Source organism: Pseudomonas sp. URMO17WK12:I9 (genome assembly GCF_900230165.1).
GTDB lineage: Bacteria > Pseudomonadota > Gammaproteobacteria > Pseudomonadales > Pseudomonadaceae > Aquipseudomonas > Aquipseudomonas fulva.
Genome location: NZ_OCMQ01000004.1, coordinates 331,574 through 344,990, shown reverse-complemented (window position 1 = coordinate 344,990; position 13,417 = coordinate 331,574). Strand labels below are relative to the sequence as shown.

The 13,417-nt window shown below is 61.5% G+C and carries 13 protein-coding genes; 5 read left to right on the top strand and 8 right to left on the bottom strand.

Annotated elements, in window-relative coordinates; genetic code table 11:
* Positions 1-60 precede the first annotated feature (60 nt).
* The 3 genes from CRP40_RS11835 to CRP40_RS11825 all read right to left on the bottom strand — a co-directional run bounded on the left by CRP40_RS11835 (position 61) and on the right by CRP40_RS11825 (position 3,003).
* On the bottom strand, positions 61-1,578 hold the full coding sequence (locus tag CRP40_RS11835; RefSeq protein ID WP_027914393.1) for a nucleobase:cation symporter-2 family protein: 1,518 nt from the start codon (positions 1,576-1,578) through the stop codon (positions 61-63).
* Positions 1,579-1,840: 262 nt separating this feature from the next.
* Positions 1,841-2,206 carry a PilZ domain-containing protein gene (locus CRP40_RS11830; RefSeq protein WP_027914394.1) on the bottom strand — a complete coding sequence of 122 codons (366 nt, stop codon included), beginning with the start codon at positions 2,204-2,206 and terminating at the stop codon, positions 1,841-1,843.
* Positions 2,207-2,268: 62 nt separating this feature from the next.
* On the bottom strand, positions 2,269-3,003 hold the full coding sequence (locus tag CRP40_RS11825; protein WP_050587312.1) for a lytic polysaccharide monooxygenase auxiliary activity family 9 protein: 735 nt from the start codon (positions 3,001-3,003) through the stop codon (positions 2,269-2,271).
* A 212-nt stretch (positions 3,004-3,215) separates the two neighbouring features.
* Between CRP40_RS11825 and CRP40_RS11820 the strand changes: the two genes are divergently transcribed.
* From CRP40_RS11820 to yjiA, 3 genes are all read left to right on the top strand, one after another.
* Positions 3,216-5,282: a carbon starvation CstA family protein gene (locus CRP40_RS11820; RefSeq protein ID WP_023534399.1), complete on the top strand. Its 2,067-nt coding sequence runs from the start codon at positions 3,216-3,218 to the stop codon at positions 5,280-5,282.
* Positions 5,283-5,295: 13 nt separating this feature from the next.
* Complete coding sequence (locus tag CRP40_RS11815; RefSeq protein ID WP_027914395.1) at positions 5,296-5,493, top strand: YbdD/YjiX family protein; 198 nt, start codon at positions 5,296-5,298, stop codon at positions 5,491-5,493.
* A 144-nt stretch (positions 5,494-5,637) separates the two neighbouring features.
* Entirely contained in the window at positions 5,638-6,615 is a 978-nt protein-coding gene (gene yjiA, locus CRP40_RS11810; RefSeq protein ID WP_027914396.1) for a GTPase, read from the top strand.
* On the opposite strand, the gene CRP40_RS11805 is transcribed toward yjiA, so the two are convergent.
* On the bottom strand, positions 6,575-8,059 hold the full coding sequence (locus CRP40_RS11805; protein ID WP_027914397.1) for a methylenetetrahydrofolate reductase C-terminal domain-containing protein: 1,485 nt from the start codon (positions 8,057-8,059) through the stop codon (positions 6,575-6,577). The two genes, yjiA and CRP40_RS11805, sit on opposite strands and share 41 nt — an antisense overlap.
* Positions 8,060-8,287: 228 nt before the next feature.
* On the opposite strand from CRP40_RS11805, the gene CRP40_RS11800 reads away from it, so the two are divergent.
* Complete coding sequence (locus CRP40_RS11800) at positions 8,288-9,160, top strand: 5-methyltetrahydropteroyltriglutamate--homocysteine methyltransferase (RefSeq protein ID WP_042139756.1); 873 nt, start codon at positions 8,288-8,290, stop codon at positions 9,158-9,160.
* A 67-nt stretch (positions 9,161-9,227) separates the two neighbouring features.
* On the opposite strand, the gene CRP40_RS11795 is transcribed toward CRP40_RS11800, so the two are convergent.
* Positions 9,228-10,406 (bottom strand): acetyl-CoA C-acetyltransferase, encoded by a 1,179-nt coding sequence (locus tag CRP40_RS11795; RefSeq protein ID WP_027914398.1) that lies wholly within the window; start codon positions 10,404-10,406, stop codon positions 9,228-9,230.
* 287 nt (positions 10,407-10,693) lie between these two features.
* On the opposite strand from CRP40_RS11795, the gene fabV reads away from it, so the two are divergent.
* Positions 10,694-11,905: an enoyl-ACP reductase FabV gene (gene fabV, locus CRP40_RS11790; RefSeq protein ID WP_027914399.1), complete on the top strand. Its 1,212-nt coding sequence runs from the start codon at positions 10,694-10,696 to the stop codon at positions 11,903-11,905.
* Between the two features lie 102 nt (positions 11,906-12,007).
* Here fabV and CRP40_RS11785 read toward each other — a convergent pair whose 3' ends face one another.
* From CRP40_RS11785 to folM, 3 genes are read right to left on the bottom strand one after another with little or no spacing between them, the layout of a single operon-like run.
* The gene (locus tag CRP40_RS11785) at positions 12,008-12,349 is read right to left on the bottom strand and encodes a HopJ type III effector protein (RefSeq protein WP_027914400.1); all 342 of its coding nucleotides are present in this window, start codon (positions 12,347-12,349) and stop codon (positions 12,008-12,010) included.
* Positions 12,342-12,638 (bottom strand): DUF1244 domain-containing protein, encoded by a 297-nt coding sequence (locus tag CRP40_RS11780; protein WP_027914401.1) that lies wholly within the window; start codon positions 12,636-12,638, stop codon positions 12,342-12,344. The genes CRP40_RS11785 and CRP40_RS11780 overlap by 8 nt, the downstream gene beginning before the upstream one ends.
* Positions 12,639-12,647: 9 nt before the next feature.
* Positions 12,648-13,385 carry a dihydromonapterin reductase gene (gene folM, locus CRP40_RS11775; RefSeq protein WP_027914402.1) on the bottom strand — a complete coding sequence of 246 codons (738 nt, stop codon included), beginning with the start codon at positions 13,383-13,385 and terminating at the stop codon, positions 12,648-12,650.
* Positions 13,386-13,417 lie beyond the last annotated feature (32 nt).

Genomic DNA, 13,417 nt, shown 5'->3' with positions numbered 1-13,417 from the left:
CACAGGCGAAAAAAAGGGCCGACGATGCGCATCGGCCCGGTACAACACCCACGTGATAGGTCAGTGCTCGGCGACTGCTGCGCGCTTGACCGGCTCACTGCCATGCTCGTCCTGGCCCCTCATCGGCACCTCGTGGCCTTCGGCATCGAACAGCCTGCCATCCTTGAAATAGTCACCGTCGCGCAGTGCGGAGATATCCGAATAGCGAATGGTGCGTTCGTAGCCGGCAGCGAACACCGACTGCTGGTCCGAATTGCCTGCCGTGAAATGGTTGAAGATCAGGTTCAGCAGGATGGCCATGATCGCCGCCGAACTGATGCCTGAGTGGAAGATGGTTTCGAACCAGGTGGGGAACTGGTGATAGAAGGCCGGTGCGGCGATCGGAATCATGCCAAAGCCCAGGGAAGCGGCAACGATGATCAGGTTGACATTGTTCTGGTAGCTGACCTTGGACAAGGTGCGGATGCCGCTGGCTGCCACCGTGCCGAACAACACGATGCCCGCGCCGCCCAGCACGGGGGTAGGCACTGCGGCGATGATGCGCCCCATGATTGGCAGCAAGCCCAGTACGACCAGGATCAGACCGCCGGTGGCCACCACGTAACGGCTGCGCACGCCAGTAACCGCCACCAGGCCGACGTTTTGGGCGAACGCACTTTGCGTGAACGAGCCGAACACCGGTGCCAGGATGCTTGAGGCCATGTCGGCGCGCAGGCCATTGCCCAGGCGCTTGGAGTCGACCTTGGTACCGATGATCTCACCCACGGCCAGGATGTCGGCCGAGGTTTCGACCAGCGTCACCATGATGACGATGCACATCGACAGGATGGCCGCGATGTGGAACTCCGGCATGCCGAAGTGAAAGGGCGTGGGGAAGGCGAAAACAGGGCCTTCGGTAACCTTGCTGAAGTCGGTCATGCCCAGTGCCCAGGCGATAAGCGTACCGACCACCATCGCCAGCAGGATGGACAACCGGGATATCGTCGCGCTACCCAGTTTGCTCAGCAGCAGCACGATGGCAAAGGTAAGCGCCGCCAAGCCGATGTTGGCCATGCTGCCGAAATCAGGTGAGGCGCTGTTGCCACCCATTACCCAACGCGCGGCCACCGGCATCAGCGTCAGGCCGATGGTGGTGATCACGATGCCGGTTACCAGCGGTGGGAAGAACTTGGTGATGCGCGAGAATACCGGGGTGATCAGCAGCCCTATCAGCGAGGCGGCCATTACCGCGCCGAGCACCCCCGGCAGCCCGCCCCCACTTTCACTGCTGAGAATGGCGCCCATGGTGGCGACGCCGGCAAACGACACCCCCTGTACCAGAGGGAGCTGGCAGCCGAAAAATGGCAGACCCAGGGTCTGAAGCAAGGTCGCCAAGCCACCTGCAAACAGCGAAGCGGCGATAAGCATGCCGATTTCTGCGCCATTGAGGCCTGCGGCCTGCCCCAGAATCAAGGGTACGGCGACAATTCCCCCATACATGGTCAACACATGCTGCAGGCCATAGGCCAGGTTGGCACCCAGGCCGAGGTTTTCGTCCTCTGGTCGCTGGGCGGGAGACGTGCTTGTGGACGTAGTCATGGCGCAGGCTCTCTGTTTATTGTTGTGGAGCTACTGTAGTCAGTTATTGCCTACAGGTACTACACAAATTGTATACAATATTTTGATCCAAGCGCCGCAGGGTAAAGCCTCAGGGCGTATGCATCCTTGTTGCAGGAGGCATACCAACCCGAAGCGCTTATGAGAAAAGGGTGTATACAACGATGCCTGCACTAGGCAGGAAGCTGTCTAGATGGACAGGAAAGGACTAACGGTCAAGAAGATAGCCAGCTAATAGATCCTGTTATTCGATCAATTCGCGCAGCTCACGCATCATTTCGGTGCTGTCGGCAATGTTCAGTTCCACAAGACGGTGCAGGTGGCTCATGGAGTCGATGTCGATGTACAGGCACACGAAGCCCAGCCGCGTGGGTTCTTCATGGCGCAGTTCGACCTGCATTTTCACCCAGGTATCGGCGTCGAGCTGAATAACGGCCTCGTAGTTCTGGGTAGGGTCCGGGGTCCAGTCGGTCGGGCGCTCGACCAACAGGCCTTTGAGGGAGAGATCGATGAGTCTGGCAGGCCAGCGCTGTTCGCCTTGGCGAAGTTCGGCAGGTGCGTCGAAATCGATGCGTTGGAAGCGGCGGCGTTCGGAAGGTGGCGGGGTCATGGCGAGTCCTCATCTGATGTTCAGACTATAGACCAGCCATGATCCCCGGATTCGTCCCTACGTTACTTGACGATATTCACGTCGCTGCAGTTGTAGAAACCCTCACCTGCAGCGTCATCGCGTTGCCAGCGGGTGTAGACCACGCGTCGGCCAGTGTGCTCCTTGAGATCGACGTCGAACTCGTAGTAGCCATTGACAGGCTGGACATCTCCGATTTCCTGTACCAGCTCCAAGTCATCCCATTTCAAAGGCTGCTGGGTGGGGTTGTAGTCCGGCTTGGACACATAGATTTCCCAGTAGCTAGGGTTGTGCGGCGCCATGATTTTGTAGCGCATGTGGGCTTTGTTGTCGTCATCTTTTTTCCAGTCCTGGACGTGCCAATCGGCAGGGACGTCCAGGCCGCTCTTGTCATTGACCTGCGCAGCCTTCGTTTTCGTGTCCGTCAGGCTATTGCCTGCCGAGCACAGCTGACCATCTGGAATGGCTTTTTTGACAGCCTCCTTATTGCGGAAATCAACGACGTTCTTCGACACCTCATGCCATTGATTGAACTGGTAAACAGCCTGTTGCGCATTGTTGCCAAACTTTTTATAGACATGTTGGTAAGCAGCCTTGCACCCAGGGCTCTTGATGTTGGAACCGTCGACTGGCCAGTTGTAGTCACCCTGTTGATAACAGTAGTACTGCCTGGAAACAGGCATCTCCACTGCGCCATGCATCGGCTCCACAGGTGCGGCATTGACGTGCACACTGCCCGCCGCAAGGCTGGCTGCGATGATGAGATGAAGTGAGTTCATGGCGACTTCCTCGCTAGAGTTGGAAGTACCAAGGTCGGCCAATCGGCCCTGGCTCGACAACTGGCAGAACTACCAGGTAGTCGGTGGTGCAGTACTGCTCTACCACGTGAAGTTGCGCTGTAGATCGGCATGCAATTGGAGATGGTAAAGGCGACCAGCAGGCCCTAGACTCAGTGTGCTGACCATTCCAACCTCTCAGCTGGAAGCCAACTATGAACAATAACAACAGCCTGCTACGCCACCTCCCGTGGCTGGTGCTGGCAGTCCTGGGAGCCTGCGCGCTGGGTGTCGTTGCCCTGCGCCGTGGCGAAGCGATCAATGCCTTGTGGATCGTGGTCGCGGCAGTGGCCATTTACTTGGTCGCCTACCGCTATTACAGCCTGTTCATCGCCACCAAGGTGATGCAACTCGATCCACGCCGCGCCACCCCTGCGGTGCTCAACAATGACGGTCTGGACTATGTTCCAACCAACAAGCACATCCTCTTCGGCCACCACTTCGCGGCCATCGCCGGCGCAGGTCCCTTGGTCGGGCCAGTACTGGCGGCGCAGATGGGCTACCTGCCCGGCACCCTGTGGCTGATTGCCGGTGTGGTACTGGCCGGTGCCGTCCAGGACTTCATGGTCCTGTTCCTGTCCACCCGCCGCAACGGCCGTTCACTGGGCGACATGGTGCGTGAAGAGATGGGCCGCATACCGGGCACCATCGCCCTGTTCGGCTGTTTCCTGATCATGATCATCATCCTCGCGGTGCTGGCGCTGATCGTGGTCAAGGCCTTGGCCGAGAGCCCCTGGGGCATGTTCACGGTGATGGCGACCATCCCGATCGCCATGTTCATGGGCGTCTACATGCGCTATATCCGCCCCGGCCGCATCGGTGAGATTTCCATCATCGGCGTAGTGCTGCTGCTTGCTTCCATCTGGCTGGGCGGCCAGATTGCTGCGGATCCGGTCTGGGGCCCAGCTTTCACCTTTACCGGTGTACAGATCACCTGGATGCTGGTGGGCTACGGCTTCGTCGCCGCCGTGCTGCCGGTCTGGCTGGTGTTGGCCCCGCGTGACTACCTGTCGACCTTCCTCAAGATCGGCACCATCGTGGGCCTTGCCATCGGCATCCTGATCATCGCCCCTGAGCTCAAGATGCCAGCGTTGACCCAGTTCACCGATGGCACCGGCCCGGTCTGGAAGGGCACGCTGTTCCCGTTCCTGTTCATCACCATCGCTTGTGGCGCGGTATCGGGGTTCCATGCCCTGATCTCGTCGGGCACCACGCCCAAGCTGCTGGATAACGAAACCAACGCCCGCTACATCGGCTACGGTGGCATGCTGATGGAATCGTTCGTGGCGATCATGGCCATGGTCGCGGCTTCGGTGATCGAGCCGGGCGTGTATTTCGCCATGAACAGCCCGGCTGCCGTGGTAGGTGCAGACACGGTTTCGGTGGCGCAGACGGTCAGCAGCTGGGGCTTCTTGATTACGCCTGAGCAGCTTGAGGCGGTTGCCCGTGACATTGGCGAGCACACCATTCTGGCCCGCGCCGGCGGTGCGCCGACATTGGCCGTGGGTATCGCGCAGATTCTTCACCAAGTGTTGCCAGGCGAGAACACCATGGCGTTCTGGTACCACTTCGCCATTTTGTTCGAGGCCTTGTTCATCCTCACCGCCGTGGACGCCGGTACTCGTGCCGGGCGCTTCATGTTGCAGGATTTGCTGGGCAGTTTCGTGCCGGCGCTCAAGCGCACCGAGTCGTGGGGCGCGAACCTGCTGGCTACTGCCGGTTGCGTGGCCATGTGGGGCTACTTGCTCTATCAAGGCGTGATCGACCCACTCGGGGGTATCAACACCCTGTGGCCGCTGTTCGGCATTTCCAACCAGATGCTGGCCGGTATCGCATTGATGCTGGGCACCGTGGTGCTGATCAAGATGAAGCGCCAGCGCTACATCTGGGTCACCCTGCTGCCAGCCACCTGGTTGCTGATCTGCACCACGGCGGCCGGCCTGATCAAGCTGTTCGATCCCAACCCAGCCGTGGGTTTCCTGGCCTTGGCCAAGAAATACAGCACCGCGCTGGACGCTGGGCAGGTACTGGCACCGGCCAAGGACATCGGGCAGATGCAGCACGTGATCTACAACGCTTATACCAACGCCGGGCTGACCATCCTGTTCCTGCTGGTGGTGTTCAGCATTCTGTTCTTCGCGATCAAGGTGGGTTACGCCGCCTGGGGTCGCAAAGAGCGGACCGACAAGGAAACCCCGTTCCAGGCACTGCCTGACGCTTGAGAGGACTGCTGCGATGTTCAATGACCTGGGTCGGCTGGGCAAATACCTGGGGCAGGCTGCACGCCTTATGGTGGGCATGCCTGATTACGACAATTACGTCGAACACATGAACAAGACGCATCCGGACAAACCGGTCATGACGCACGAAGCGTTCTTCCGAGAGCGCCAGGAAGCGCGTTATGGTGGCAAGTCCGGGCCCAAATGCTGTTAAGCCACAAGCGTTGAGCTGTACCGGCCTCACCGTCGGCAGCCTGCGTTCATCGACCAGCCTGCTCCCCTTGGGGGCAGCCACTGGCGATCAACGCAGGCCTGTCGCGGTGGGGCCTGTGTTTTTTCCGAACAGGAGATGTTCTGCGTGCAGACCCCGATTCCCGTAACCGTACTGACCGGCTTTCTCGGTGCCGGCAAGACCACGCTGCTCAAGCACATGCTCAAGGCCGAGCATGGCCTGAGGCTGGCCGTGATCGAAAACGAGTTCAGCGAAGCAGGCATCGACAGCCAGTTGCTCGGCGACGAGCCGGTGCAGGTCATGACCCTGGCCAACGGCTGTGTGTGCTGCAGCATTCATGGCGACCTTACCCGTGCTCTGTTCCTGCTGCTGGAGCGGCTCGACGCCGGCGAAATCGCGTTTGATCGGCTGGTGATCGAGTGCACAGGGTTGGCCGACCCTGCGCCAGTGGCACAAACGTTCTTCATCGACGAAGAGCTGCGCGAGCGGTACATCCTGGACGGCATCATCACCCTGGTCGACGCCGCCCATGCCGACGTCCATCTGACCCAGACCATCGCCCAGGCCCAGGTGGGCTTTGCCGATCGCCTGCTGCTGAGCAAGACCGACCTGGTGGAGCCGGCCACCGTGCAAGCCCTGCGCGAGCGCCTGGCCCGCATCAATGGGCGGGCAGCCCTGCATGTGGTCGAACAAGGCCGCATCGACCTGGGTGCACTGCTCGATGTACGCGGCTTCAACCTCAACCCAGATCTGGGCGCCAACCTCAAACCCACCCTGCGTCCAGTGCTCAAACCCGCCACCCCGGACCGTATCGCCACCTTGGTGTTGCGCACCGACAAGGCGCTGGATATCGACCGCCTCAGCGACTTCATGAACGGCTTGTTGGAAACCCATGGCACGCAGCTGTTGCGTTACAAGGGCGTGCTCAATATCGCGGGCGAGGACCGCAAGCTGGTGTTCCAGGGCGTGCTCAAGCTCTACGGGTTCGACTGGGACGCTGAATGGGCAGAGGCCGAACCGCGCGAGAGCGTCATGGTGTTCATTGCCGACGACCTTCCCGAAGCTACGATTCGGGCCGGCTTCGAGGCGCTGACGGCCGAGTGACGGGCTGAGCCTGGGCGCCGAACCAACCCGGCCAGGAGCTTCGATGGCGGGTGTGCTGCTCCACGCAAGGAATCAGGCGCTGGGTCAGCACGTCGGTTTGCCGCACCGCCTTGGCCGTGCGGTACTTGGCACTGTGGATGCACTCACGATCGCCAAACTCGCACCGGTTCAACGTGGTACCGCCGCAGGGCCCGTTCGCCAGGCCCTTGGGGCAGGTCTCGGGGCAGGTGTACAAGGTGTCTTCAAGGCGGCAACGACCGCAGGTGTCGCAGCCGAGCAGGGGCCGCTTTACGGCCCGCTCCAGGCTGTGCAGCACCTGGGCGCCCAGGCCTGTCGTCCACATCGGCTGGCGAACCGCCCACCCGAACAGCTGACTCACCGGATTGCTACGGCTGAACAGCAGGCCATGCATGCCATGCATGGCGTGGTAGCGGGCTTTCTGCCCAAACGAAGCCACGACACGTGACTCCCCCTCGCGCCACGCCGCCTGCGGTGGATGGAACGTCACCGCCGGTAGGCCAGGCATTTGCCAACTGGCCTGCCAGGCAGGCGCCCATTGCTCCAGCGTGGTCACGTGCGCCTGCCAGTGCTCAAGGCGTGCCTCCAAGGCAAGCAGCTGGCTGGGCTCATGAATGCCCGACAGGTGCACGCCGGCGTAGCCCATCAGCTTCACCCCAATGACCTGCAGGGCCAGGCGGTCGATGCTGCGCGCCTGGGCAAAGGCCTTGGATTGCGCCGTCTCGGCTTCCAGCATTTGCCGCATCGACGGGGTGACGGTCACGCCTGCGACATGATCGAGCATGCCCGCGCGGCCTTGGGTAAGGCTCATGAGACAGGCCAGCAGGGGTTTAGGCGCGAGTTGGCGGCGCATCCAGTGCATGGCCTCCTGATGCTTGGCGGCATCGAAACCTAGCTGCAGGATGAAAAAGTCGGCACCGGCTGCCAATTTCTTTTCAGCCTTCAGGTACTGAGCGGCACCTTCCTCCTCTCGGTACTTGAACGGGTTGAGTGCTGCGCCCAGCCACCAGTGTGGATAGGCCTGGCGGGCGATCTGCAACGCTGCGACCGATTCCAGGTACCGCACCGGGCGCTCGCCTGGCGTATGGCCTGGCAGGCGATCCCCTGTCAGCATCAGCAGCTGGTGCTGGCCTGCAGCGTCCATGCGCCGCATCTGGGCGAGCAAATGGTGGCGCTCCCGGTCCTTGCCGGAGAAGTGAGGCAGGGCGGGCACCGGGTGCTCGAAACAGGCCAAGGCGTCCAGGGGAGACATGTCCAGCGGGCTGCTCACTCGGTCACCGATGGCAAGTGTCATCGGCCAGCCACACACTTGCCCACGGGCCATTATTGCGTCCATCGCCGCAAAACGCTCTGCTGACGGTTTGGGGACGAACTCCATGACGCAAGCGAATTGCTGCTCTTGCAGGGCGGTTTTGAGCACGCTCATGACGGACACCGGGTGTTGGCAGGCTGGCATTGTGCGCCAGCCCTGCGAGCGGGTCATGCCCGGGTGCGCAGGGCACTGATCTGATCAAGACATGGCAATGAGCCGCGGGCGCGCCCAATGTGAGTGAACATGAGAAAAACTTGGGTTGATCTCAAATTTATTGAGTTTGTCTCAAACGCCAATCGATCTGAAAATGCCGCCATCATTTCTGCACACTGGGGAACACACATGGCACTGGCGCACAACCTGGGCTTTCCACGCACTGGCAACGACCACGCGCTGCGCGCACGTCATTGGCAAATGCAGAAAGACGCCGGGATCGAGCTGTTGCCTGTGGGCGATGTGGACTGGCAGGGTGGGGCCGTGCGCGACCCTCGCACGCCAGTGACGCAGCCTTTCACCCAGCTTGCCGATCAGCTGCTGAAGGAAGTGGCCCAGGCCAGTGCGCTTGGCCACACCGTCAAACCTGTTCTTGTCGGCCCTTTGACCTATTTGTGGCAAAGCGCGGCGCAAGACGGGCACAGCCTGGTGCTGGAATGTGTAGACGAACTGCTTCCGCACTATGACGACGTTCTCAATCGTCTGGCCGAACTAGGCGTGCAGTGGGTGCAGATCGATGAACCGATCCTTGCCCAGGCGCTGCCGCAGGACTGGAAAAACGCCTACGAGCGGGTTTACAACATTCTGCAGCGTGCCCCGTTGAAGAAGCTGATCGCGACATGGGCCGGTGGCTTGCAGGGCAACCTTGGCCTGGCCGCGAACTTGCCGGTGGACGGCTTGCACATCGACCTGGTGAGTGACCCTGAACAGCTGACGACCACCCTGGACCGTCTGCCTGCCTACAAGGTGCTGTCGCTGGGCCTGGTCGATGCAGAAAACGATGCCCAGCATGCCCTGGACAGCAAGTGGCACTGGCTGTGTGAAGCCAATGAGCGTCTGGGGGAGCGACTGTGGATCGGTACGGCCTGTTCACTGCTGCACAGCCCGCTGGGCGTCGCCGTGCAGGCCTGTGAGGATGTCGCCCGGCTGGCCAAGGCGCTCAATGACCCGATCAAGGCGACGCCACCCACGTTCGATGCCCTGCAGGTGGCCAGCGCCTGATCGTGCATGGCAGGTGCCGCTGCGCACTGGCGTGCTTAGCGGCCCCGGGTGCCCGTGGCTCGGTTGATCAGCGCTCGATCGCCAGGGCCACGCCTTGTCCACCACCGATACACAGCGTGGCCAGGCCTTTCTTGGCATCGCGCTTGATCATCTCGTGCAGCAAGGTGACCAGCACGCGGCATCCGGATGCACCGATGGGATGACCCAGCGCAATCGCCCCACCGTTCACGTTGACCCGCGAAGCATCCCATGCAAGCGCCTTGCCAACCGCCAGCGCCTGGGCCGCAAACGCCTCGTTGGCTTCGATCAGATCCAGGTCGGCCAAGTGCCAGCCTGCCTTGCCCAGGCAGCGTTCAGTCGCAGAGACAGGGGCGATCCCCATTACGGCAGGGTCGACTCCAGCGCTGGCATAGGCCGTGATCCTGGCCAGCACGGGCAAGCCCAATGCCTGGGCCTTTTCAGCGTTCATCAGCAGCACTGCCGCAGCCCCATCGTTGAGGCTGGAGGCATTCCCTGCCGTCACGCTGCCATCCTTCTTGAAGGCAGGACGCAGTTTGGCGAGGGATTCGACCGTGGTGTCCGAGCGTGGCTGTTCGTCTTGGGCGAAAACCTTGGGCTCGCCTTTTTTCTGGGGCAGCAAGATCGGGGTGATTTCAGCCTCGAAGCGGCCAGCGGCGATGGCTGCCACCGCCTTGCGCTGCGACTCGGCCGCAAAAGCGTCCTGCTGTTCGCGGCTCAGCCCGTACTCTTGCACCAGGTTTTCGGCAGTGATGCCCATGTGGTAATCGTTGAACGCGTCCCACAGGCCGTCGCTGATCATGCTGTCGATCAACTGACCATGGCCCATGCGCTGGCCGGTGCGGGCAGAAGGCATGACATAAGGGGCGAGGCTCATGTTTTCCTGGCCGCCGGCGATCACCACCTCGGCATCGCCGCAGCGAATGGCCTGGGCGCCCAGGTGCAGTGCCTTGAGCCCCGAGCCGCAGACCTTGTTCAGGGTCAAGGCAGGCACGCTGAACGGCAGGCCTGCCTTGATGGCTGCCTGACGAGCAGGGTTCTGCCCGGCGCCGGCCGTCAGCACCTGGCCCATGATCACCTCGTCGACCTGCGCCGGATCCAGCCCGGTTTGCTCCAACAGACGCTTGATCACGGCTGCCCCCAGGTCGACGGCCGGGACGCCAGCCAGGGCGCCCTGGAAGCTGCCGATGGCGGTGCGGGTCGCGGCGACGATCACCACTTCGTTCATGTTGTTGTTCTCCGTCTGAAGGTGAGGGCACCCAGCATCGGCGCATTTTGCTCATTTGTTAAGTTTGTTTTTGTTGCCTATTGATAGGAAAACCGAATCAATGCCTAGGCGCAGGAAGAGGGCGTCCGGACAGGGCGCTCTGTCGCCAGTCGGCCACCGATTTTGCATCGCTGCGCTCAACCCTTAAGATGTGTCGCCTGACCTGCGGGGTGAGTCTTACCCCTCAGTCCACTTTTGAAAACGCCCTGCGTGGCGTTATCGTGCATAAACCAGACGAGGTACAGACATTGGCCATCATTCATCCTAAGGTCCGCGGTTTCATCTGCACCACGACTCATCCCAAGGGCTGCGAGCTCAACGTCCGTGACCAGATCGAAGCCACCCGCAAACGGGGCGTACGCGAGGATGGTCCGAAGAAGGTGTTGGTCATCGGTGCCTCCAGTGGCTACGGCCTGGCGGCGCGCATCACTGCCGCCTTCGGTTTCAAGGCCGACACCCTGGGCGTGTTCTTCGAAAAGCCAGGCACCGAAACCAAAGCCGGCACCGCCGGCTGGTACAACGCGGCGGCGTTCGACAAGTTCGCCAAGGCCGAGGGCCTGTACAGCAAGTCGATCAACGGTGACGCCTTCTCCGACGAAGCGCGGGCCAAGGTCATCGAGCTGATCAAGAACGACATGGGCGGCAAGGTCGACCTGGTCATCTATTCGCTCGCCTCACCGGTGCGCAAGCTGCCACAGACAGGCGAACTGGTGCGCTCGGCGCTCAAGCCGATTGGCCAGCCGTACAAGTCGACGGCCATCGACACCAACAAGGACGCCATCATCGAGGCCAGCATCGAGCCGGCCACCGAGCAGGAAATCGCCGACACCGTGACCGTCATGGGTGGCCAGGACTGGCAGCTGTGGATCGATGCCCTGGCCGGTGCCGATGTGCTGGCCGAAGGCGCCCGCACCGTCGCCTTCAGCTACATCGGCACCGAAATCACCTGGCCCATCTACTGGCACGGCGCCCTGGGCAAGGCCAAGCAGGACTTGGACGACACTGCTCTGCGCCTGGACCAGAAGCTGGCGGCTGACGTGAAGGGCGGCGCCAATGTGGCTGTGCTCAAGTCGGTCGTGACCCAGGCCAGCTCGGCCATCCCGGTGATGCCGCTGTACCTGTCGATGGTGTTCAAGATCATGCAGGAGAAGGGCGTCCACGAAGGTACCCAGGATCAGCTTGATCGCATGTTCCGTGACCGTATGTATCGCACCGACGGCGCGCCAGCGCAGGTCGACGAGAAAGGCCGTCTGCGCCTGGACGACTGGGAACTGCGCGACGACGTGCAGGACGCCTGCAAGGCCATGTGGCCACAGGTGACTACCGAGAACCTGTTCGAGCTGACCGACTATGCCGGTTACAAGAAGCAGTTCCTGAACCTGTTCGGCTTCGAGCGCACTGACGTCGACTACGACGCAGATGTGGCGACCGACGTGCAGTTCGATTGCGTCCAGCTGTAATCGAGCGCTCAGAGTTCAGATTACCGGGGCTGCCAGGCAGCCCCGGTATTCATGCTGCGATGCCGACCTCCAGGGCGCAGTCCACTCGATGGCAGCCCCTCATCAAGCCTTGCGCGACAGCGGCAGTGTCTCGAACTTGACGCCTGCCAGGCCATACGCGATCAGCGCACGGATATTCCCATGGTCATGGCCCTCGGGTGTGGCCTGCACATCTCGATAATGCTCGCCAAAAGCCAGCAGCGCTTCACGATCACTCAATCCCTCGAGCAACGCCAGGCCCAAGGTCTTGCATGAACCTTCGTTCTGCCCGGCTGCGTTTTCGACGTCACCGTTGCTGAAGGCCCGGGGCTGATAGGCATAGTGTTCGGCAATGAATGCCAGGGTGTCAGCGAACACATGTTCACCACTGTCCAGGCTGGCGCGCAGGGTAGTCAGATCAGTCACGGGGTTTTCCTTGTTCGAATGCGGCCTGCTGCTGGGGGCTGGCCTCTTTCTGGTACTGGGCCTTCCACTCGCCGTAAGGCATGCCGTAGACGGCTTCGCGCGCCTCGTCCAGGCTCAGGTCCAGCTGGCGCTCGTCGGCTGCCGCCTTGTACCACTTGGACAGGCAGTTGCGGCAGAACCCGGACAGGTTCATCAGGTCGATGTTCTGCACGTCGGTGCGTGAACGCAGGTGTTCCACGAGCCGGCGGAAAGCGGCGGCCTCCAGTTCAAGCTGTTGCTGTGGGGTCATGGGCTTCTCTCAAATGATGCGGTTTTTCAGGTGGCGGCCACCATTGATGACCACTTGGCTGCCGGTGCTGTACTGACTGGCAAGCAGGTACTTGACCGTCTCGATCAGCGGCCCGGCGCCCGGTTCGAATTCCAGCAGTGCCTTCTTCAGTGTCTGTTGGCGATAGGCTTCGTCGCCGCCCTCCTTGAGGATCAGCAGCCCAGGCAGAATACCGTTGACGTGCACCGTGGGCGCGTACTTTTCGGCGAACGACAACACCATGTTCTGCAGCGCGGCCTTGGTGGCGGCATAGCCGATGTGGCTTTTGCTGCCGCGCGAGGATGTCTCGTCGCAGACGTGGATGATGTCAGCCTTGTCGACCTTGGCCAACAGCTCGCCCAAGGCCAGGTTGAGATGATAGGGCGCTTCGACATGAAGGCGGAACATGGTCTCGAGGTTGGCCAGGCCATCGTCGAGCCACAGCGAAGCGTTGTGGATGACGGCGCGCAGGCCATCGTAATGGCTGTAGAGGTAGTCGACCAATGCCTGGCGATCGGCCACCTGGCACAAGTCTGCCGTGAACGGGATGATGTTGGGGTGTGGCGATTGCGGCTGGACGCTGCGGCTGGCACTGACCACCGTATGGCCGGCCTGGGCCAGTTCCATGGCCAGGGCCAGCCCGACGCGTTGGCTGGCTCCGGTTATCAGGATAGGGCTGTTCATGTTCGGGGCGGTCAACTGTATCTGTCGAGGGTTGCCGCCCAGCATACCCCAACTGCCCAGCGCGTGTGAGGCCTGCG